Genomic DNA, 17084 nt, shown 5'->3' on the forward strand with positions numbered 1-17084 from the left:
GCGTAAGCGTAGAGCGACATGCGGGTGTGGCATATGGCGACATGCCCCAAAGCTCCCTTCAAAGTGGGAGCGCGGGGCGCCGACGTGCCGCCGACGGCCGATCAGCCCTCGTTCAGCGCCGCCCTGCGCCTGATCGCCGGGCCCAGCGCCACCCCTGCCCCCGCCGTCACCAGGCCGATGACCCCGACCGTGAGCCACAGCGCGAGACTGCTGATCTCCAGCAGCGGCGTCATCAGCGGGGCCGCCATGCCCGCCACCGCCCACGCGAACCCGAACAGCCCCGCGTACCTGCCGCGCAGGTGCGGAGGGGCCAGCGAGGCGACGATCGCGCCCGCGATGCCCGCGGTGACGATCTCGCCGATCGTCCAGACCACGATGGTGGCCACCAGGGTGATCGTCGAGCTGACGAAGGCGGTCAGCGCGAAGCCGACCCCCATGATGCCGATGCCGAGCGCGAAGGTCCTGCTGGGATCCCTGCGGCCCAGCCAGTCGGACACCAGCGGCTGCACCACCACGATGAGCACGCCGTTGGCCGCCATCGCCACGCCGAACTGGGCGGTGCTCAGGCCCGCCAGCTTCATCGCCACCGGCAGCGTGGTGAAGGTCTGGCTGTAGACCAGCGCGTCACCGAGCACGATGACGGTGAAACCGAGCATCAGCCTGTCGCGCAGGACCTGGCGCATCCCACCGCCCGTGGTGGTCTCCGAGGACGCGGGCCTCGTCTCGGGCACCGCCCTCCACACCAGGACGGCGAAGACCACGCTGCTGATCGCGTCGAACCAGAACAGCCACATGAAACCCGACTGCGCGAGCCAGCCGCCCGCCGTCATGCCGACCGCGTAGCCCAGATTGATCGCCCAGAACAGCAGGCCGTACGCCCTGGGCCGCTCGGCCGGGGCGATCAGGTCGGCCACCAGGGCGCTGGAGGCGGGCCGGTAGGCGTCGATCACCAGGCCGAGCACGAACATCGAGGCCAGGATCGCCGGCAGCGTCGTGCTGTAGCCCAGCGCCAGCATCGCCACCGCGGTGGCCAGCATGCCGCCCGCCAGCGTCGCCCTGCGCCCGATGCGGTCGGCCAGCGTGCCCGCGATCAGCTGGGAGACCAGCGAGCCCGCGCCGAACACCGCCATCACCATGCCCGCGGCCGTCAGCGACAGGCCACGCGACTGGGTCAGGTACACCCCGGTGAACGGCATCACCATCGTGCCGAGCCTGTTCACCAGCGTGCCGCTCCACAGCGCCCAGAAGGGGCGCGGCAGGCCGCCGATCTTCGACTGCAGGAAAGAGGGCTTCTCAGCGAGTGCGGTAGTCACAGGTGAGACCTTGATGGGTTTCTGTCCGACCCGCGAACGATTTAGTGCACACTAAAAGGTATGGCCATCGAGTGGACCCTGAGGTCAGAGGACGTCGCCCGCATCAGGTTCGCCTTCTCGCCGATGTGGGAGCTCGTCGCGAGCCTGCGCACCCTGCGCGACCCGGCCCGCCAGGTCGTCCACCTGCCGTGGATCAGGGCGGTGCGCCCCAGGCTACCCGCTCTCGACCTGGTCGAGCTGCTGGCCCTGGTGCCGCCGAGCGGCTACCTCGCCGACTTCCTCACCCCTCCGCCCGACACCCCGCTGCCCGACTTCGCCGCCGAGCTCGACAGAGTACGCCGGACGCCTCCCGAGCGCGCGGCCGAGGAGGCGGCGCTCCTGGCGGGCACCGAGCGCTTCCGTGCCGACCCGGCGGCGGGCGTGGCCAGGGTGGCCGACGCGCTCGAGGCCTACTGGGAGTCGTGCTTCGCGGAGTACTGGCCCCGCGTGTACGGCCTGCTGGAGCGCGACGTGCTGCGCCGCTCCCGCGAGCTGGCGACCGGAGGGGCGCGGCAGCTGTTCGCGGGTCTCGACCAGGCCATCGTGTGGAACGGCGAGCAGCTGATCATCGACAGGCCGTGGTGCGTGGACTCCGCCCACCTGTACGGCGACGGCCTGGTCCTGGTGCCCTCGGCGTTCTACTGGCCGAGCGTGGCGGTCATGTCGGCGCCCTACCAGTCGATGGTCGTCTACCCGGTTCAGGGGGTCGGCACGCTGTGGGAGCAGGGCCCGCCGCCCGCGCCCGACGCCCTGGCCGCCCTCATCGGGCGCAGCAGGGCCCAGATCCTCACCGCGCTCGCCGAGCCGACCACCACCTCCTCGCTCGCCCGGCGGATGTCGCTCAGCGCCGGCGCGGTCAGCCAGCACCTGGGCGTTCTGTCCGCGGGCGGCCTGGCGGTCGGCAGGCGCCTGGGCAAGGAGGTCGTCTACCGGCGCACGCCCACGGGCGACGCGCTGGCTAGCACCGCCGCCTGACCCCTGCGGCCGACAGCGGCAAGGGGGTCGGCGCGGGCGGCGACGCCGTGACCGGTTCGGCGGCCTTCGCCCCTTCGTAGAGCCTGACGGTGGTCCGCTGGATCCGGCCAGGCGCCAGACTCACGCCCCTGACGGTCGCGCGCTGGCCGTGGACGTCGCTCACCCGCAGCTGGAAGGGGCCGCTGCCGGCCCCGCGCGGGGCCACCCAGTAGCCGTCGGAGCCGCGGTCGAGGGCGCGCCACTCGCCGTCGCGGCGGAGCTCCACCCCGCTCAGCGGGTTGCCGTGGTCGATCACCTGCAGCGCCAGCCAGCCCGCCGTCGAGCCCTGGCGCACCCTGAAGGCCAGGCCCCTGGTCAGCTCCGGGTTGCGAACCGTGCGGTAGACGACCTCGGTCACGCCCGCGCCCGGGTCGGCGATCCTGGTGAAGGCCGCCCTGCTGAGGTCCACCTCGCCCGAGCGGCAGGACGGGCAGCTGTCGACCACCTGCACGCGGACCGTGCCGCGGGGGCCCGTGACGTCGAGGTAGCCGCCGCACAGCCTGGAGCCCGCGTACTCTCCCGACGACACCGAGGCGTACAGCTCGCCGCCGGTGATCGAGCAGTGGCCCGCCGTGCCCTGGTAGTACATCGCCCTGCCGGTCACGGCCGGGTCCGTCCCGGCGGCCGCGCAGCCGTCGTGCCGCAGGAAGCTCACCACCCACAAGGTGACGGCCAGGGCGGCGAGCACCGTCGTGCCCGCCATGCCCCTGCGCCGCCAGGTCGTCCGCTTCGCATGTCGTCCCCCCATGCTGAATACATAGGGAAATTGGCTGGTGACGTTACGTGTATCTCTCCGTCTCGTTGATCCAGTCGAGGTGGGCGCGCGGCGCGGTCAGGTAGGCGCAGGCCACCTTGCTCACGTCCCTGGCGACCTTCACCGGCAGCGTGTCCAGGGGCAGCCGCCGCGCCGCCGCCCGCATGTCGGCGCACCGCCCCGCGATCCTGTCGAGCACCCAGTCCAGGGCCTCGGGCTCGCTCAGACCGAGCTCACGCGCGGCGATCACCACGAAGTTGTGCGCGTCACCGCGCTCCTTGGCCAGCGAGGCCACATCGTTGCACCAGGCCGAGACGTCGGCGCAGGACTCCACGAGCGCCTGCCACGGCTCGCCCTCGTGAAGCTCGGGCGGCACCTCCACGCCGAGGCAGGGCTCGACCAGGTCGTACAGGTAGGGCCCCGCCGTCCCCCTGCGCAGCCCCGGGTACTCCTCGATCGTGGGCACCCGCGCGGACGCCCTGTTGTCGGCCTCCGTACGGCACGCGTCCGCCTGCCGCTGGAGGTTGGTCGCGAAGCGCAGCCGCCAGTCGTCGCTCATCGACACGCTGGTGATCTTCCACAGGTCGGCGAAGGCGGCCTCGAGCGGATGCTCGCCGTTGCCGTCGAACAGCCTCGGGTACGGCTGGCGCTCCTCGTCCATCTGGTCGTCCAGGTGGAACAGCCAGGTCAGCCACTGCGCGAACAGCGCGGCGGAGCCCGCGTCGAACTCGGCGAAAGCGCGGGCGGCCAGGCGATGACAGCTCGACCTGCGGTCGACCCGCAGGCCCGTCCTCCTGGTCCAGTCGATGACCGCGGCCTCGATCGCGTAGACCGAGCGGTGCATCCTGCACGGCGCCGCCAGAGCGGGGACGCGTTCGATGAGCGGTGTGAGCACGCTCGCTGAGGTCATGGTGAGCACGGCCGATCCCCCTAGATCGGGCCGAACAGCCAGTTGCCCGCGGCCTGCGGGTCGTCGCCGGCGTAGAACTGCCTGGCCGCCTCGACCAGCTCGTCCACGGCCAGCGTGCCGTCACGGTCGTGGTCGAGCCGGTCGAAGGCGTCGTCCACGTCGTCGTAGGCGGTGCCGAAGGCGCTCAGCAGCATGCGGAACTCACCCGCCCGCACCCTGCCGTCCCCGTCGCCGTCGCACAGCTCGGCGACCGCGCGGGCGGCGGGCCTGAAGACGGAGTCGAACCCGTCGCCCTCGATGAAGGCGGCGGTCATCCCCGCGTGGAACTCCTTGCTGGAGATGGAGTCGTCGCCGTCCTTGTCGAGCTGGGACGACAACGCCGTCCAGATGCGGTCGAAGCTCTGCACGAGCCGGTCGCCCCTGACCGAGGTGGGCGACTCCCCGAACCCGACCAGCAGGCGCGCGCCGAGCCCCAGCAGGTCGTCGCGCTCGATCGCCCCCGCGCCGTTGACGTCGATGTGCCTGAAAGCCTTGTCGAGCTTGCGTTTGCGCAGCTCAGCGCTCATGTGGTGCCTCCCCCGAGACAGCGGTGCTTGATCACCCTAGGAGGCGCGAAGGGCGTTGTCAGTGAGGCACGCGCTCTTCACTTGGGCGCGAGGGAGGAGAAGACCTCACCGGCCACGCCGTGATGTGTCCCCGTAACGTGCGCGAAACACGCGACGGGCAGACTGTAGGGGACCAGACATGTCTTTTCAGTCAAGGGGATGCCTTGGACCGTCAGCAGGAGTTCGTTCTCCGCACACTCGAGGAGCGCGACATCCGGTTCATCCGGCTGTGGTTCACTGACGTGCTCGGCTTCCTCAAGTCCGTCGCCATCGCGCCCGCCGAGCTCGAAGGCGCCTTCGCCGAGGGCATCGGCTTCGACGGCTCGGCGATCGAGGGCTTCGCGCGTGTCTACGAGAGCGACATGCTCGCCAAGCCCGACCCCGCCACCTTCCAGATCCTGCCCTGGCGCAGCGAGGTGCCCGGCGCGGCCCGCATCTTCTGCGACATCCTGATGCCGGACGGCTCGCCCTCCCACGCCGACCCGCGCTGGGTGCTCAAGCGGGCCCTGGCCAAGTGCGCCGACATGGGCTTCACCTTCTACACCCACCCCGAGATCGAGTTCTTCCTGCTGAAGAACCGGCCCGAGGTGGGCGGGGAGAGGCCCGAGCCGATCGACTCCGGCGGCTACTTCGACCACACCCCGCACAGCGCGGGCCACGACTTCCGCCGCCAGGCGATCATGATGCTCGAGTCGATGGGCATCTCGGTGGAGTTCAGCCACCACGAGGGCGCGCCGGGCCAGCAGGAGATCGACCTGCGCTACGCCGACGCCCTCACCACCGCCGACAACATCATGACCTTCCGCCTGGTCATGAAGGAGGTCGCGCTGGAGCAGGGCATCTGGGCCTCCTTCATGCCCAAGCCGTTCACCGAGCACCCTGGCTCCGGCATGCACACCCACATGTCGCTGTTCGAGGGCGACCGCAACGCCTTCTACGAGGCGGGCGCCGACTACCAGCTGTCCAAGATCGGCCGCTCGTTCATCGCGGGGCTGCTTAGGCACGCCGCCGAGATCACCGCGGTCACCAACCAGTGGGTCAACTCCTACAAGCGGCTGTGGGGCGGGGCCGAGGCCATCGCGGGACAAGGCGGCGAGGCGCCCTCCTACATCTGCTGGGGCCACAACAACCGCTCGGCCCTGGTGCGCGTGCCGATGTACAAGCCGCACAAGGGCGGCTCCACCCGCATCGAGTTCCGCTCACTCGACTCGGCCTGCAACCCCTACCTGGCCTTCGCGCTGGTGCTGGCCGCGGGGCTCAAGGGCATCGAGGAGGGCTACGAGCTGCCCGCCCCCGCCGAGGACAACGTCTGGGCCCTGACCAGCGCAGAACGGCGAGCCCTCGGCATCCAGCCGCTGCCCGGCTCCCTCGACGAGGCCATCGCCGTGATGGAGCGAAGCGAACTGGTCGCCGAGACGCTGGGCGAGCACGTCTTCGACTACTTCCTGCGCAACAAGCGGACGGAGTGGCGCGAATACCGCCGCCACGTCACCGAGTTCGAACTCGGCCGCTACCTGCCCGTCCTCTGACCAGGAGGTACGCCCTGCCGTCGAGCGGTCCCGCATGTTTGAGGGTCGCTCGGCAGCAGGGCGTGTTTCGATCCTGATCATGCTCAGGGCACATCCAGGGCACTCAAGCCGCCGCTGAAGAAGGTGTCCATGGCCCGCCTCGCGCGCTCGGTCGCACTGGGCATGAGGTGTGTGCAGGTCCCGCAGAGTGAACGCCGGGTCACTGTGCCCGAGGTACTCGGCCACGGTCACGATGTCGACGCCGACGGCGAGCCAGGCCGACGCGGCGGTGTGGCGGAGCTTGTGGCATCTGTGCTCCCGGTACGGCGTGCGCCGGGTTCCTGGGGGAGTGGGCGGCACGATCCCCGCCGTTTCGATCGCCCCGCGCCAGGTGTGGTTTAACGAGCCCTTGCGCACCGCGTGGCCGCTGTCCCGTACGTAAGTCTGGGCTCCCCGTCAGGTACCCGCCATGGCAGGGTGACGCTCACCGGGGGAAACTTGTCGATCTGCTCCATCAGTCGTTCGGCCACCGATGCGGGCATGGGCACTGATCGGGTCTTGTTCCGCTTGGGCAACGAGAAGACCAGCCGGCTGCGGATGATCCGTCCCTGACGGTTCACACGGACCATCTTCCAGGAGCGGGAACCGCCCCATGCCCTATGGTGCTGGCTCATGACACGGGGTGCTTGGGGATGCTTAGCGGCGATCTGTGTGCCGCTTGCCGTACTGCTCGTCTTGATCATGATCCCTGTCCGGCGGGACAACGCACGGCTCGACGCCCTCTACGACCGGGCACTCAACTACCCGCTTCCACCGAACACGCGCAACGAGTTCTGGGGCGACGGTGACGCGACCATTCAGAAGAACATGAGCGGCGGAAGCGGCGACTACTGCGATTACCGGGTCAGGATCACCCTGCACACCTCGCTCTCGGAAGCCGAGATCCGCCGCTACTACAGCAAGGCGAAGATCGCAGGAGCCGAGCACCCAGCCCAGATCACTCTGTGGTTCGCGGAACCCGACGAGTGGTACGGGCGCGGGTACATCCTGGAGGTCTACGACTCCCACGACAGCGACTGGGACTGGCGTTGCGCCCTATGAGACCGGATAGGCGTCTTCCAGCTCGTGACGGTCGGCCGGGAGAAGAACCTCCACCACCACGAGGGGCAGGCCGGACGCATCCCGGACCGCCCCGAAGACCGCCAGCAGCGGCGTGTTCTTCGGCATGGCGAGCTTCCTGGCCTCATCCGCCGACGGCATGCGCGCGGTGATCTTCGCCACGACGTGATCGAAGCGGACGTCCTTGCGCGCCTTCAGATGCTCGCGCAACCCCTGTGTCAGTGGCTCCCCGCTGGTCAGGTCGGTCCCCTCGGACAGCTCAAGAGGCAGCCACACCGATCTCACTCTCGGACAACCGCTGCCGAGCCAGCTTCCACGGCTGCATCTCGCTGTCCTCGTCGGCGGCTTCCTCGTACCAGCCTGTTCCCGCCAGCCAGCGCTCCAGCCAGCCGGCCAGACTCTCGGAGTCGACGTACCAGGCGCGGTGCCAGTCGTCCTCGATCCCGTTGGGTTCGAAGACCAACACGGTGCCTTCGGGGCTCCTGCAGTCCACAGCGGCGTACATGCCGCATCCCCAGTCCAGGATCGGCAGGACTTCCGCCGGCCAGTGGGGCTCACCGTCCGACCCCGTCACCGAACGTTCCTCACGGTAGACGGTCACGGCGGTACGCCCCGCTCCCAGGAGGGAGAAGAGCTGGTAGTCGGGGCCGAAGCCCCCGTTGGCCACCTCACGGTAGAGCCGTACGAGCACGGGAGGAAACCCGAACCCCAAGAGGCTCTCCGCTCGTGCCACCTCCTTCGCCGTTGCCGGGGGAGGCAGTCGTTCCGCGGTCGCAGTCGCCTTCGCCAGGACCCGCCGGAGCAGATCGTCGATGTCCGTCATGGCGATGATCCTTTCGGAAGGCCCACATGTCGGCCATGGAATCTCAGTGTCCTGGGTCCGGTCGGTCGACGACGAGGTCTTCAGGCCGGGGGAGCGAGGCAGGTTCGTCTTCGACGGAGTAGACCTCAAGGCAGGAAAGACGACCGTCCCCGGTGAAGAGCAGGACGCCGTCATTCCGCCCGCGTACGGTGGCGGAGATCAGCATGCCGTCCTGTACTGGAGCGGCGAGCGCATGAGGGTCCTCCCTCACACGAAGGTCCACCGTCGCGCATCCACAGCCGCAGCCTCCCGTCACGGTCGCGAAAGGGACCTGCGCGCGAAGCCCGCCCGCGCCGGGGAGGTCCTGCGCGAGGAGCGCCATGATCACGGCGCGTTCCTCAGCTGACAGGGGGCGTTCGCCGGTCGGCACATCGACAAGGTACCCGATCAGCTGGAGGTGGCCATGTCCGCCGTGTCCCATGCTCCAGCGGATCGGCCTCGGGCGACAGGTCATGGCGGGCCCCCGTACGCCACGTCTGAGGTAACCGGGACCTCATGCGGGATCTGGCCGCCGTCTCGTCGTCAGCAGCAAGGCGATGCCGCCGACCACCACCCAGCCGACCACGCCGAACACGCCGCCGAGGACGGGGTCGGCGGGGTGGCGGGCGTCCGAGGCCACGAGGTAGAGCGCGGGCATCGTGCCGTTGAGCGCGGCGTGCCCGATCACGGAGGGCCAGACGCTGGCCGTACGGAGGCGAAGCCAGCCCAGCACGGATCCGATGGCCACGCAGGCGACGGTGAACAGCGGCACCCCCCACCAGCCGAGGCCGGGGTAGTGGTGGCCGGTCACGGTGAGCGGGGCGTGCCACACGCCCCAGATCACGCCCGACAGCAGCAGCGCCTTGCCCTGGCCGAGCGGCATCAGCCGGGGGAGGAGCCAGCCGCGCCAGCCCCACTCCTCGCCGAACGCGCCGATCGCGAAGAGGAGCGGATGGACGACGAGCGCGATGGCCAGCCCGGTGGCGGCGAAGCCGTGCGTGCTCTGGGGGAAGACCTGGCGGTAGCCGGACAGGGTCGCCAGGTCCGTGGGGAAGACGCCGACCAGCGCGCTGATCGCGATCGTGGCCGCCACGACCAGGGGGACGGCGACCCAGGTGAGGGCCGTGACGCCGAGCGCGCGCCCTGGCCTGCCGCCGAACGTCAGGCCGGTGTCGCGGGCCCACACCCGGGCGTTGTCCCTGCGCAGCAGCCAGACGGCCAGCACCGCGAGTGTGGGGGAGAGCTGCATGCCCGCCAGCGTGATCTGGAGAGCCGAGCCCGGAGCGTCCGGGGGTGCGGTCCAGAGGGGGATGGCGGCCAGCCACGCGCAGCCGAACGCCACGGCGAGGAACACGAGGAGATCGGCGGGACGGGCCCGGATGACCTGGCGGGGCGCCGGGCTCTTGAGGTGCGTCATGTCCTCGATCTTCGGAGGCCGGCGAATCCACAGCCAGTGAAGAATTCACGACCCATGGCACTGTCGCGTCATTCCCGTCGGCCACCGAATGGCCGGGCATGAGCGCGCCGGTTTGTTCGTCACCGCAAGGGTCGTGACCAGCGAGGCCGTCGGCGTGCCGTCCGGCGGCGTCCTACATCGCCGCCGGAGGGCGGGCTGGGTGTGGAACCGGTCGCCGAGCGGTGAGCCCGGCGGCCGGCGGGATCAGAGGTACTTGGGGTAGAGGTCGGTGGTCGGCCAGGACGTCACGGTGTCGTGGGCCTGCCACATCAACCGGTCGATCACGTCGAAGTCGGGGGAGCCCGACTCCTCGCGCCGGTTGAACTGCACGCACCAGCTCACCCCCGCGGCGTTCCTCACCAGCAGCGTGAAGGTGCCGGGCATCGAGCCCGTGTGCCAGGTGTTGAGCCCGCTGCCCCAGGTCCGCACGTACCAGCCGCAGCCGTACCACCAGCCGTCGCCGCTGACGCCGATCTCCGGCTTGGCGAAGGCGCGGGAGAGGGAGGTGGCGTTGAGCACGGGCCCCGCCGCGTCGAAGACGCTGCCCCACTTGACCATGTCCACGGCGGAGGCGACCCAGCCGCCGTTGGCGTCCTGGTTGGGCATGTTGAACCCGCCGTACGGGTACGGCACGACCTTGCCCGAGTCGTCCACCACGCTCTTGTTGGTGTACGCGGAGCTGTAGCCGACCTCGCTCGGCGACATCTCCGAGCGCAGGCTCTCGCCGAGGCTCATCCTGGAGATCCCCAGCGGCGACAGCAGCTTGGACTGGACGTACGACTCGTAGCTCTGCCCGGAGACCTTCTCGATGATCCGGCCCAGCAGCATGTACCCGTAGTTGCTGTAGGCCATCTTGCTGCCGGGGTCGAAGTCGAGCGGCTTGGCGGTGACGTACCTGACGATGTCGGCGTGGCTGATCGGCAGCGGGGTGTCGAGGGAGGCGGAGATCGTCGCGTCGAGCCAGAGAGGGTCCTTGCTGACGTTCCTGTCCCAGCCGCCCGTGTGCTGCATCAGCCGCCAGAGCGTGACCTTCTCGAGGCGGGGGTCGGCGGCGGCCGACAGGCCGAGGAGCGTCGTGACGGGGGAGGTGAGGCTGACCTTGCCGTCCTGGGCCAGGCGCAGGATCGCCGCGGAGGTGATGCTCTTGCTCAGGCTGGCGATGCGGAACAGCGAGGTCGGCTGCACGCGGGCGAGGCGGACCATCGGGTTGGTGGAGTTCGGCCGGTAGGTCCCGTAACCGCGAGCGGCCAGCAGCTTGCCCTTCCTGGCCACCGCCAGCTGGCCGCAGGTGATGTTCCGCTCGGTCATGTACTTCTGCAGGGTCTTGTCGAAGGCGGCCAGCTGCGCCGGCACGGTCCCGCTGGGTAGCAGGTCGGCCTCGGCCCTGCCCGGCTGCAGGCCCAGCGTCAGCGCGGGTACGGCGGCGGCGCCCGCCTTCAGCAGGTTCCGACGGCTCAGCACAGTCACTTCTGGCCCCCACATCACATCCGTGTCAGGAAGTCAGCATCCTAGAGGACATGTCCGAACATCAGGTGATGTGCGGTCAACCTGACGTGCGAAGCGAGGAAGAGTGACAAGGATCACTGTCGCGCGCGGGAAGCCCTGCGGGCGCGAGGATGTTGGCCGGTCATGACCGCCCCTGGTTCGCTTGACAAAGCGGCGCTCAGCTAAAATCGGCCCGCTTCAAACGATATTTCCGGACATATAGGAGGGTGTGGCATGACGACGGCTGCCCTGCAGACCGTGCTGACCGTTCCCCGGCGCTTCCGCGGACCCGAGGGGATGGCCAACGGCGGCTGGATCTCCGGCACCGTGGCCGACGCGCTGAACGGTCTCGAATCGGCCGTCGAGGTCACCCTCCATGCTCCCACCCCGCTGGAGACCGAGCTCAGGCTCGAACACGTCGCCAACTCCGCGACCCTCTCCCACGAGGGCACGCTGCTGGTCGAGGCCATCCCCGTCGCCGAGCACCTGAGCGGCCCCGGCTTCGTGCCGTTCAACGAGGCCGCCCGTGCCGAGGCCGGCTTCCCCGGCTGGCGGGGCCACGCCTTCCCCGAGTGCTTCGCGTGCGGCCTGCGCGAGCCGGGTGACGGCCTGCGCGTCTTCCCCGGCCCCGTCGAGGGCGCCGACGTCGTCGCCGCGGGCTGGCGCGTCCCGTTCACGGTGGCCGACGCCGACGGCGTCGTGCCCGCCTCCGTCGTGGGCGCGGTGCTCGACTGCGTCACCGGATGGGCGCACTTCCAGCCCGGTGAGTCCGCTCTCCTCGGCCGCCTGACCCTCCAGGTCAACCGCCGGGTCTACCCCGGCGGCACGTACTCCGTCGTGGCCAAGGCCACCGGGCGTGAGGGCCGCAAGCTCTTCGGCGAGAGCGCCATCTACGAGGTGGACGGGACGATCGTGGCCGCGGCCAAGGCGACCTGGATCGCTCCGCGTTAGGCGGGCGCGGGCCGTCTCAGCTCGTGAGGCGGCCCGCCACCAGCGACGCGCACCGGTCGTCGAACATGATCGTGTAGTGGTTGCAGTCGGGCACCGCCTCGTCGCGAAGCAGCGCGACCCTGGAGGTCCACGCCTTCGCCAGTTCGTCGGGCAACATGCCGACGCTCTGGTCGAGCAGCCCGCGAGGGGCCCTCAGCAGCTCGATGGGCGCCTCGACGGCGGCGAGCGCGGCGCCGATCTGCTCGCCGTTGAGCCTCATCCACCTGCCGTCCTCGCGGACGGCCTCGCCCACGGCCCGTGAGCGCAGCGCCCCCGGGGGCCCGAACAGGTCGTACCTGACGTACTCCTCCGCCTCGGGGGTCCAGTTCCCCGCGAAGGCCGGATGCGACTGGAAGAAGCCGACGTAGTCGTCGGCCGTGGCGAAGGTCTGGCTCAGCCTGGCTATCGCGGGGCCGAGGGTCGCCTCGATCTCCGCGTCCACGTCGGCGCCCGGCGCCAGTGCGGGGAGTGGCAGCCCGCCGTCCACCAGCACCACCTTCCCGAAGCGCCGTCGCGCGCCGGCGAGCACGGCGACGTACGCGCCCATCGAATGGCCTGCCAGCACCGAGTCGGAGCCCGCCCCGACGTGCTCGGCCACGCGCAGCACGTCCTCGGCGTGCCTGGCCAGGCCGTAGGGGCCCGGCAGGTCGCGGCTGTGGCCGCGCCCCCTGAGATCCATCGCCACCAGCGACCACCCCTGCGGCAGCCGTCGCGCCACCGCGTTCCACGCCATGAGCGAGGCGGTGATGCCGTGCACCGCGACGATCCGCCTCGGGCCGGACCCGAAGGTGGCGACGCGCAGGCCGTCGACGTCGTCGAGCTTCATGGGCACACCCTAGTCCGGCGGCCGATCCGGGCATCGCCCCCGAGGCCGGATAATTGCGCTTATGCGCATCACCGTGATCGAGCACGAGGCCGGAGCCGGTCTGGGCTTCTTCGAAGACTGGCTCGGCGTGCCCTGCGAGGTCGTCAGGCCGTACCTGGGCGAGAGCGTGCCCGCGCACGCGCCCGACGGGCTGATCGTCCTGGGCGGCGAGGCCTCGGCATGGGACGACGAGGGCTATCCCTGGCTGCCCGCCACCCGCGACCTGCTGCGGACCAGCGTCGCGAACGGCACGCCCACGCTCGGGATCTGCCTGGGCGCCCAGCTCATGACCCTGGCCTGCGGTGGCGCGGTGGAGCGCGGCGGCGAAGGGCTCGAGGTCGGCGCCCGCGAGGTCGTGGCGCTGCCCGAGGCGGCGGCCGACCCGCTGTTCGGCGCGCTCGGCAGGGCGGTGGCCGTGCAGTACCACCAGGACGCCATGACCGCCCTGCCCGAGGGCGCCGTACGGCTGGCCGCCGGCGAGCAGTACCCCAACCAGGCCTACCGCCTCGGCGAGCGGGCATGGGCCGTGCAGTTCCACCCCGAGGCCACGCCCGAGATCTTCGCCGGCTGGGGCGCGGACGAGGGGCTCGTCGTCGAGGTGAAGCGGGCCGAGGAGGACCTGGTCGAGGCGTGGAGGCCGATGGCCGAGGCGTTCGGCAGGCAGGTCGTGGACCAGGCGGTCAGAAGTGGCGGTCACGCGGCTTCGTGAGCACGTGGGCGGCGGCGTGGACGCCGCCCAGCGCGAGGGGGAGCAGCAGCCAGCTCCACGCGGGCAGCCGCCTGTCCTCCAGCCTCCGCCAGGCCCACACCGAGTAGGGGATCACCACGAGCGGCGCGGTGACGGCGCCCGGCGTGTAGCCGCGCATGGCCGCGGCCTGGGCCAGGTGGATCACCCCGTGCACGCCGAAGGAGGCCACGGCCGCCCGGTAGAGGCCGCTCTTCGGGCCGCTCGCGGCGGCGGAGGCCACCAGCGCGCCCATGAGGCCGATGGCGACGGTCACGTGCCGCTGGTCGAGCTCCCATACGCGCTCGGGGATCCAGGGGAAGCGTTCGGTGAGCTCGGCCCTGTGCTCATGCGCCCAGCTCGCCATCGTGGCCAGCTCCTCGGCGTCGTGCAGCGTCCACGCGGCCAGCAAACCCCAGGCAGCCATGATCTCTCCCTTCTCAACACAACGCGACGTTGCGTTGCATTTTTCACTATACGCCGACCTGAGAGGATGGGGGCGTGCCCAGGATCGAGTCCACCGCCGCCCGCCTGGCCAAGCTCGGCTTCGCCGATCCGGCCCGTGCCGAGCGCCTGGTCCAGGAGGCCGGCGCCGAATGGCTGCTCGACGACTTCGCCGCCGTCGCCGATCCCGACCTCGCCCTGCTGTCGCTGACCCGGGTGGCCGAGCGGGAGCCCGCCCTGCTCGACGCGCTGCGCTCCGACGAGGAGCTGCGCTCACGGCTGCTCGGCGTCCTGGGGGTGAGCGCCGCGCTCGGCGAACACCTGGTCACCCATGAGGGCCACTGGCGCTCCCTGGCGAGCGAGCAGGCCGTCCTGCGCCCCGGCGAGGGCGAGCTGAGGGCCGCCCTCCTGCGCGCGGTCGGGGCCGAGCCCGCCGACAGGCAGCCACGGGCGAGCGTGGCCTCTCCAGGACGCGAGCTCAGGAGCGCCTACCGCGAACGGCTGCTGCGCCTGGCCGCCCGCGACGTCACCGGCGCCGCCTCCTTCACCGAGGTCACCGCTGAGCTGTCCGACCTGGCGGGCGCCGCGCTGGAGGCAGGTCTCGCGGTCGCGAGGGCCGAGGCCGGCCCCGACGGCGGGCTCGCGGCCGAAGAGCTCTCGACGGTACGGCTGGCCGTGATCGGCATGGGCAAGTGCGGCGCGCGCGAGCTCAACTACATCAGCGACGTCGACGTGATCTTCGTCGCCGAACCCGCCGAGGGCGCGGACGAGACCAAGGCGCTGCGCGTGGCCACCCGGCTGGCGCAGGGCATGATGCGCGCCTGCGCCGAGCTGTGGGAGGTCGACGCGGGGCTGCGCCCTGAGGGCCGGGCGGGCCCCCTGGTCCGCACCCTCACCAGCCACCTGGCCTACTACCGGCGCTGGGCCAAGACCTGGGAGTTCCAGGCGCTGCTCAAGGCCAGGCCGGTCGCGGGCGACGCCGAGCTGGGCGCGGCCTACGTCTCTGCCGTCGACGAGCTGGTCTGGCACGCCGCCTCCCGCGACAACTTCGTGGAGGACGTCCAGTCGATGCGCCGCCGCGTCGAGGCGCACGTGCGCGAGGACGGCGAGCGGCAGCTCAAGCTCGGCCCAGGAGGGCTGCGCGACATCGAGTTCGCCGTCCAGCTGCTCCAGCTCGTGCACGGAAGGCTCGATCCGCTGCTGCGCCGCAGGGCCACGCTGCCCGCCCTCGCCGCGCTGTCCAGGGGCGGCTACGTCGGCAGGGAGGACGCCAGGGGCCTGGCCGAGGCCTACACCTTCCTGCGCCAGGTCGAGCACCTGCTGCAGCTGCACAGGCTGCGCCGTACGCACATCGTGCCCTCGGCCCCCGGCGACCTGCGCAGGCTCGGCAGAGGGCTGAGGCTCGGCCCCGATCCCGAGGCGGAGTTCGTCAGGCAGTGGAAGAAGCACGCCAGGGAGGCGCGGCGGCTGCACGAGAAGCTCTTCTACCGGCCGCTGCTGCAGGCCGTGGCGAGGCTGCCCGACTCCGAGACACGCCTGTCCACCGCCGCGGCCACCGCCCGGCTGAAGGCGCTCGGCTTCGGCGACCCCTCGGGCGCGCTGCGCCACATCGCCGCGCTCACCACGGGCGTGTCCAGGCGCGCGGCCATCCAGCGCACGCTGCTGCCGGTCATGCTCGGCTGGTTCGCCGACACCCCCGATCCCGACGCGGGGCTGCTGGGCTTCCGCCAGGTCAGCGACCAGCTCGGCACGACGCCCTGGTACCTGCGGCTGCTGCGTGACGAGACCGCCGTCGCCGCCCGGATGGCGCGCGTCCTCGGCACCAGCCGCTACGCCACCGACCTGCTCACCCGCGCGCCCGAGGCCGTCGCCATGCTCGGCTCCGACGCCGACCTGGCGGCCAGGCCGTTCGCGGCGCTGAGGGCCGAGGCTGCCGCCGCCGTCTCCAGGCACGACGACGCCGAGACCGCCGTCGCCTCCGTCAGGGCGCTGCGACGCAGGGAGCTGTTCCGTACGGCCGTAGCCGATCTGTCGGGCCTGACCGACATCGAGCAGGTCGGGGTGGCGCTGTCGGAGCTGAACGACGTGACGATCCAGGCGGCGCTCGACGCGGCGATCGCCAAGGTGCGGCTCGAGAGCAGGGGCGAGTCACCTGGCAGGTTCGCGGTCATCGCGATGGGCAGGCTCGGCGGCATGGAGTGCTCCTACGCCAGCGACGCCGACGTGATGTTCGTCTGCGACCGGATGGAGAGCGCCTTCGCCGTGGCCAACGAACTCAGGCGGCTGCTGGCGCTGCCCGCGCCCGATCCGCCGCTGCTGATCGACCCCGACCTGCGGCCCGAGGGCAGGCAGGGGCCGCTGGTGCGCACGCTGGCCTCCTACCGGGCCTACTACGGCAGGTGGTCGTCGCCGTGGGAGTCGCAGGCGCTGCTGCGCGCCCGCTTCAGCGCCGGCGACCCCGAACTCGGCGAGGCGTTCGTCTCCATGGTCGACGAGCTGCGCTACCCGCCGGGCGGGCTGCCCCTCGAGTCGGTGAGGGAGATCCGCAGGCTGAAGGCGCGCATGGAGGCCGAACGGCTGCCGCGCGGCGCCGATCCCGCCCTGCACACCAAGCTCGGCAGGGGCGGGCTGTCCGACGTCGAGTGGGTGGCCCAGCTGCTGCAGCTCCAGCACGCGGGCTCGTTGAGCTCGTTGCGCACCACCAGGACCCTCGAGGCGCTGCGCGCGGCCGTACACGAGGAACTGCTCGAAGCGGACGAGGCGCGGGTGCTGGCCGACAGCTGGCGCTTCGCCTCCCGCATCCGCGACACGATCATGCTCGTGAAGGGCAGGGCGGGCGACATGGTGCCCACCGACGTCAACGAGCGGCGGCTGATCGCCGGGACTCTCGGCTATCCGCCCGACGGCTCGGAGGACTTCGTCGACGACTACCGCAGGGTGACCCGCCGCGCCCGCAAGGTCGTGGAGAGAGTCTTCTACGGGGATTGATTGCGGGGCCACGCGCGGGGGTGTATCAA

At 71.0% G+C, this 17084-nt stretch carries 17 protein-coding genes and 1 pseudogene; 7 read left to right on the forward strand and 11 right to left on the reverse strand.

The features are described 5' to 3' along the window. Window positions 1-101: 101 nt before the first annotated feature. Entirely contained in the window at window positions 102-1313 is a 1212-nt protein-coding gene (locus ABFX55_RS49360; RefSeq protein ID WP_346131162.1) for an MDR family MFS transporter, read from the reverse strand. Between the two features lie 60 nt (window positions 1314-1373). Between ABFX55_RS49360 and ABFX55_RS49365 the strand changes: the two genes are divergently transcribed. Then, on the forward strand, window positions 1374-2327 hold the full coding sequence (locus ABFX55_RS49365) for a DUF5937 family protein (protein ID WP_346131164.1): 954 nt from the start codon (window positions 1374-1376) through the stop codon (window positions 2325-2327). On the opposite strand, the gene ABFX55_RS49370 is transcribed toward ABFX55_RS49365, so the two are convergent. Genes ABFX55_RS49370 through ABFX55_RS49380 form a run of 3 tightly spaced genes read right to left on the reverse strand, consistent with a single transcriptional unit; the run spans window position 2311 to window position 4596 of the window. Beyond that, on the reverse strand, window positions 2311-3114 hold the full coding sequence (locus ABFX55_RS49370; protein WP_346131166.1) for an expansin EXLX1 family cellulose-binding protein: 804 nt from the start codon (window positions 3112-3114) through the stop codon (window positions 2311-2313). The genes ABFX55_RS49365 and ABFX55_RS49370 overlap by 17 nt on opposite strands. A gap of 31 nt (window positions 3115-3145) precedes the next feature. Beyond that, window positions 3146-4030 carry a terpene synthase family protein gene (locus tag ABFX55_RS49375; RefSeq protein ID WP_346131495.1) on the reverse strand — a complete coding sequence of 295 codons (885 nt, stop codon included), beginning with the start codon at window positions 4028-4030 and terminating at the stop codon, window positions 3146-3148. Window positions 4031-4050: 20 nt separating this feature from the next. Next, window positions 4051-4596, reverse strand: a complete 546-nt coding sequence (locus ABFX55_RS49380; protein ID WP_346131168.1) for an EF-hand domain-containing protein — start codon at window positions 4594-4596, stop codon at window positions 4051-4053. Between the two features lie 203 nt (window positions 4597-4799). Between ABFX55_RS49380 and ABFX55_RS49385 the strand changes: the two genes are divergently transcribed. After that, window positions 4800-6164 carry a glutamine synthetase family protein gene (locus ABFX55_RS49385; protein WP_183658618.1) on the forward strand — a complete coding sequence of 455 codons (1365 nt, stop codon included), beginning with the start codon at window positions 4800-4802 and terminating at the stop codon, window positions 6162-6164. 198 nt (window positions 6165-6362) lie between these two features. Here the strand turns inward: ABFX55_RS49385 and ABFX55_RS49390 are convergent. Continuing rightward, a pseudogene (locus ABFX55_RS49390) lies at window positions 6363-6560 on the reverse strand (tyrosine-type recombinase/integrase); the annotation flags it as partial. A 324-nt stretch (window positions 6561-6884) separates the two neighbouring features. Here ABFX55_RS49390 and ABFX55_RS49395 point away from each other — a divergent pair. After that, a complete protein-coding gene (locus ABFX55_RS49395) occupies window positions 6885-7244 on the forward strand; it encodes a hypothetical protein (RefSeq protein ID WP_346131170.1) in 360 nt (119 codons plus the stop codon). Here the strand turns inward: ABFX55_RS49395 and ABFX55_RS49400 are convergent. Together ABFX55_RS49400 and ABFX55_RS49405 are read right to left on the reverse strand one after the other, a co-directional pair. Beyond that, complete coding sequence (locus tag ABFX55_RS49400) at window positions 7239-7538, reverse strand: UTRA domain-containing protein (RefSeq protein ID WP_346131172.1); 300 nt, start codon at window positions 7536-7538, stop codon at window positions 7239-7241. The genes ABFX55_RS49395 and ABFX55_RS49400 overlap by 6 nt on opposite strands. Next, on the reverse strand, window positions 7522-8085 hold the full coding sequence (locus ABFX55_RS49405) for an SMI1/KNR4 family protein (protein WP_346131174.1): 564 nt from the start codon (window positions 8083-8085) through the stop codon (window positions 7522-7524). Before ABFX55_RS49405 ends, ABFX55_RS49400 begins: the two co-directional genes overlap by 17 nt. On the opposite strand from ABFX55_RS49405, the gene ABFX55_RS49410 reads away from it, so the two are divergent. Continuing rightward, window positions 8075-8470, forward strand: a complete 396-nt coding sequence (locus ABFX55_RS49410) for a hypothetical protein (protein WP_346131176.1) — start codon at window positions 8075-8077, stop codon at window positions 8468-8470. The genes ABFX55_RS49405 and ABFX55_RS49410 overlap by 11 nt on opposite strands. Before the next feature lie 147 nt (window positions 8471-8617). On the opposite strand, the gene ABFX55_RS49415 is transcribed toward ABFX55_RS49410, so the two are convergent. Both ABFX55_RS49415 and ABFX55_RS49420 read right to left on the reverse strand, forming a co-directional pair. Further along, on the reverse strand, window positions 8618-9520 hold the full coding sequence (locus ABFX55_RS49415) for a CPBP family intramembrane glutamic endopeptidase (RefSeq protein WP_346131178.1): 903 nt from the start codon (window positions 9518-9520) through the stop codon (window positions 8618-8620). Window positions 9521-9763: 243 nt separating this feature from the next. Next, window positions 9764-11020 (reverse strand): serine hydrolase domain-containing protein, encoded by a 1257-nt coding sequence (locus tag ABFX55_RS49420; RefSeq protein WP_346131180.1) that lies wholly within the window; start codon window positions 11018-11020, stop codon window positions 9764-9766. Window positions 11021-11278: 258 nt separating this feature from the next. Here ABFX55_RS49420 and ABFX55_RS49425 point away from each other — a divergent pair, with 258 nt between their 5' ends. Further along, complete coding sequence (locus tag ABFX55_RS49425) at window positions 11279-11995, forward strand: hotdog fold domain-containing protein (protein ID WP_346131181.1); 717 nt, start codon at window positions 11279-11281, stop codon at window positions 11993-11995. 16 nt (window positions 11996-12011) lie between these two features. Here the strand turns inward: ABFX55_RS49425 and ABFX55_RS49430 are convergent, their stop codons facing one another. After that, a complete protein-coding gene (locus tag ABFX55_RS49430; protein WP_346131182.1) occupies window positions 12012-12860 on the reverse strand; it encodes an alpha/beta hydrolase in 849 nt (282 codons plus the stop codon). Between the two features lie 61 nt (window positions 12861-12921). Here ABFX55_RS49430 and ABFX55_RS49435 point away from each other — a divergent pair, with 61 nt between their 5' ends. Then, window positions 12922-13608, forward strand: coding sequence for a type 1 glutamine amidotransferase (locus ABFX55_RS49435; RefSeq protein WP_346131183.1), 687 nt, complete (start codon window positions 12922-12924; stop codon window positions 13606-13608). Here the strand turns inward: ABFX55_RS49435 and ABFX55_RS49440 are convergent. Further along, on the reverse strand, window positions 13580-14050 hold the full coding sequence (locus ABFX55_RS49440) for an HXXEE domain-containing protein (protein ID WP_346131185.1): 471 nt from the start codon (window positions 14048-14050) through the stop codon (window positions 13580-13582). The genes ABFX55_RS49435 and ABFX55_RS49440 overlap by 29 nt on opposite strands. Before the next feature lie 74 nt (window positions 14051-14124). Between ABFX55_RS49440 and ABFX55_RS49445 the strand changes: the two genes are divergently transcribed. Next, window positions 14125-17055 carry a bifunctional [glutamine synthetase] adenylyltransferase/[glutamine synthetase]-adenylyl-L-tyrosine phosphorylase gene (locus ABFX55_RS49445; protein WP_346131187.1) on the forward strand — a complete coding sequence of 977 codons (2931 nt, stop codon included), beginning with the start codon at window positions 14125-14127 and terminating at the stop codon, window positions 17053-17055. Window positions 17056-17084 lie beyond the last annotated feature (29 nt).

It is taken from the genome of Nonomuraea roseola, assembly GCF_039535395.1.
In the GTDB taxonomy this organism is placed as follows: Bacteria; Actinomycetota; Actinomycetes; order Streptosporangiales; family Streptosporangiaceae; genus Nonomuraea; species Nonomuraea roseola.

Coding starts and splice junctions, on each gene's coding strand:
- ABFX55_RS49395 (WP_346131170.1), top strand. CDS start 6,885: ATGATCCCTGTCCGGCGGGACAACGCACGGCTCGACGCCCTCTACGAC.
- ABFX55_RS49435 (WP_346131183.1), top strand. CDS start 12,922: ATGCGCATCACCGTGATCGAGCACGAGGCCGGAGCCGGTCTGGGCTTC.
- ABFX55_RS49380 (WP_346131168.1), bottom strand. CDS start 4,596: ATGAGCGCTGAGCTGCGCAAACGCAAGCTCGACAAGGCTTTCAGGCAC.
- ABFX55_RS49415 (WP_346131178.1), bottom strand. CDS start 9,520: ATGACGCACCTCAAGAGCCCGGCGCCCCGCCAGGTCATCCGGGCCCGT.
- ABFX55_RS49405 (WP_346131174.1), bottom strand. CDS start 8,085: ATGACGGACATCGACGATCTGCTCCGGCGGGTCCTGGCGAAGGCGACT.
- ABFX55_RS49370 (WP_346131166.1), bottom strand. CDS start 3,114: ATGGGGGGACGACATGCGAAGCGGACGACCTGGCGGCGCAGGGGCATG.
- ABFX55_RS49430 (WP_346131182.1), bottom strand. CDS start 12,860: ATGAAGCTCGACGACGTCGACGGCCTGCGCGTCGCCACCTTCGGGTCC.
- ABFX55_RS49440 (WP_346131185.1), bottom strand. CDS start 14,050: ATGGCTGCCTGGGGTTTGCTGGCCGCGTGGACGCTGCACGACGCCGAG.
- ABFX55_RS49375 (WP_346131495.1), bottom strand. CDS start 4,030: ATGACCTCAGCGAGCGTGCTCACACCGCTCATCGAACGCGTCCCCGCT.
- ABFX55_RS49425 (WP_346131181.1), top strand. CDS start 11,279: ATGACGACGGCTGCCCTGCAGACCGTGCTGACCGTTCCCCGGCGCTTC.
- ABFX55_RS49410 (WP_346131176.1), top strand. CDS start 8,075: ATGTCCGTCATGGCGATGATCCTTTCGGAAGGCCCACATGTCGGCCAT.
- ABFX55_RS49365 (WP_346131164.1), top strand. CDS start 1,374: ATGGCCATCGAGTGGACCCTGAGGTCAGAGGACGTCGCCCGCATCAGG.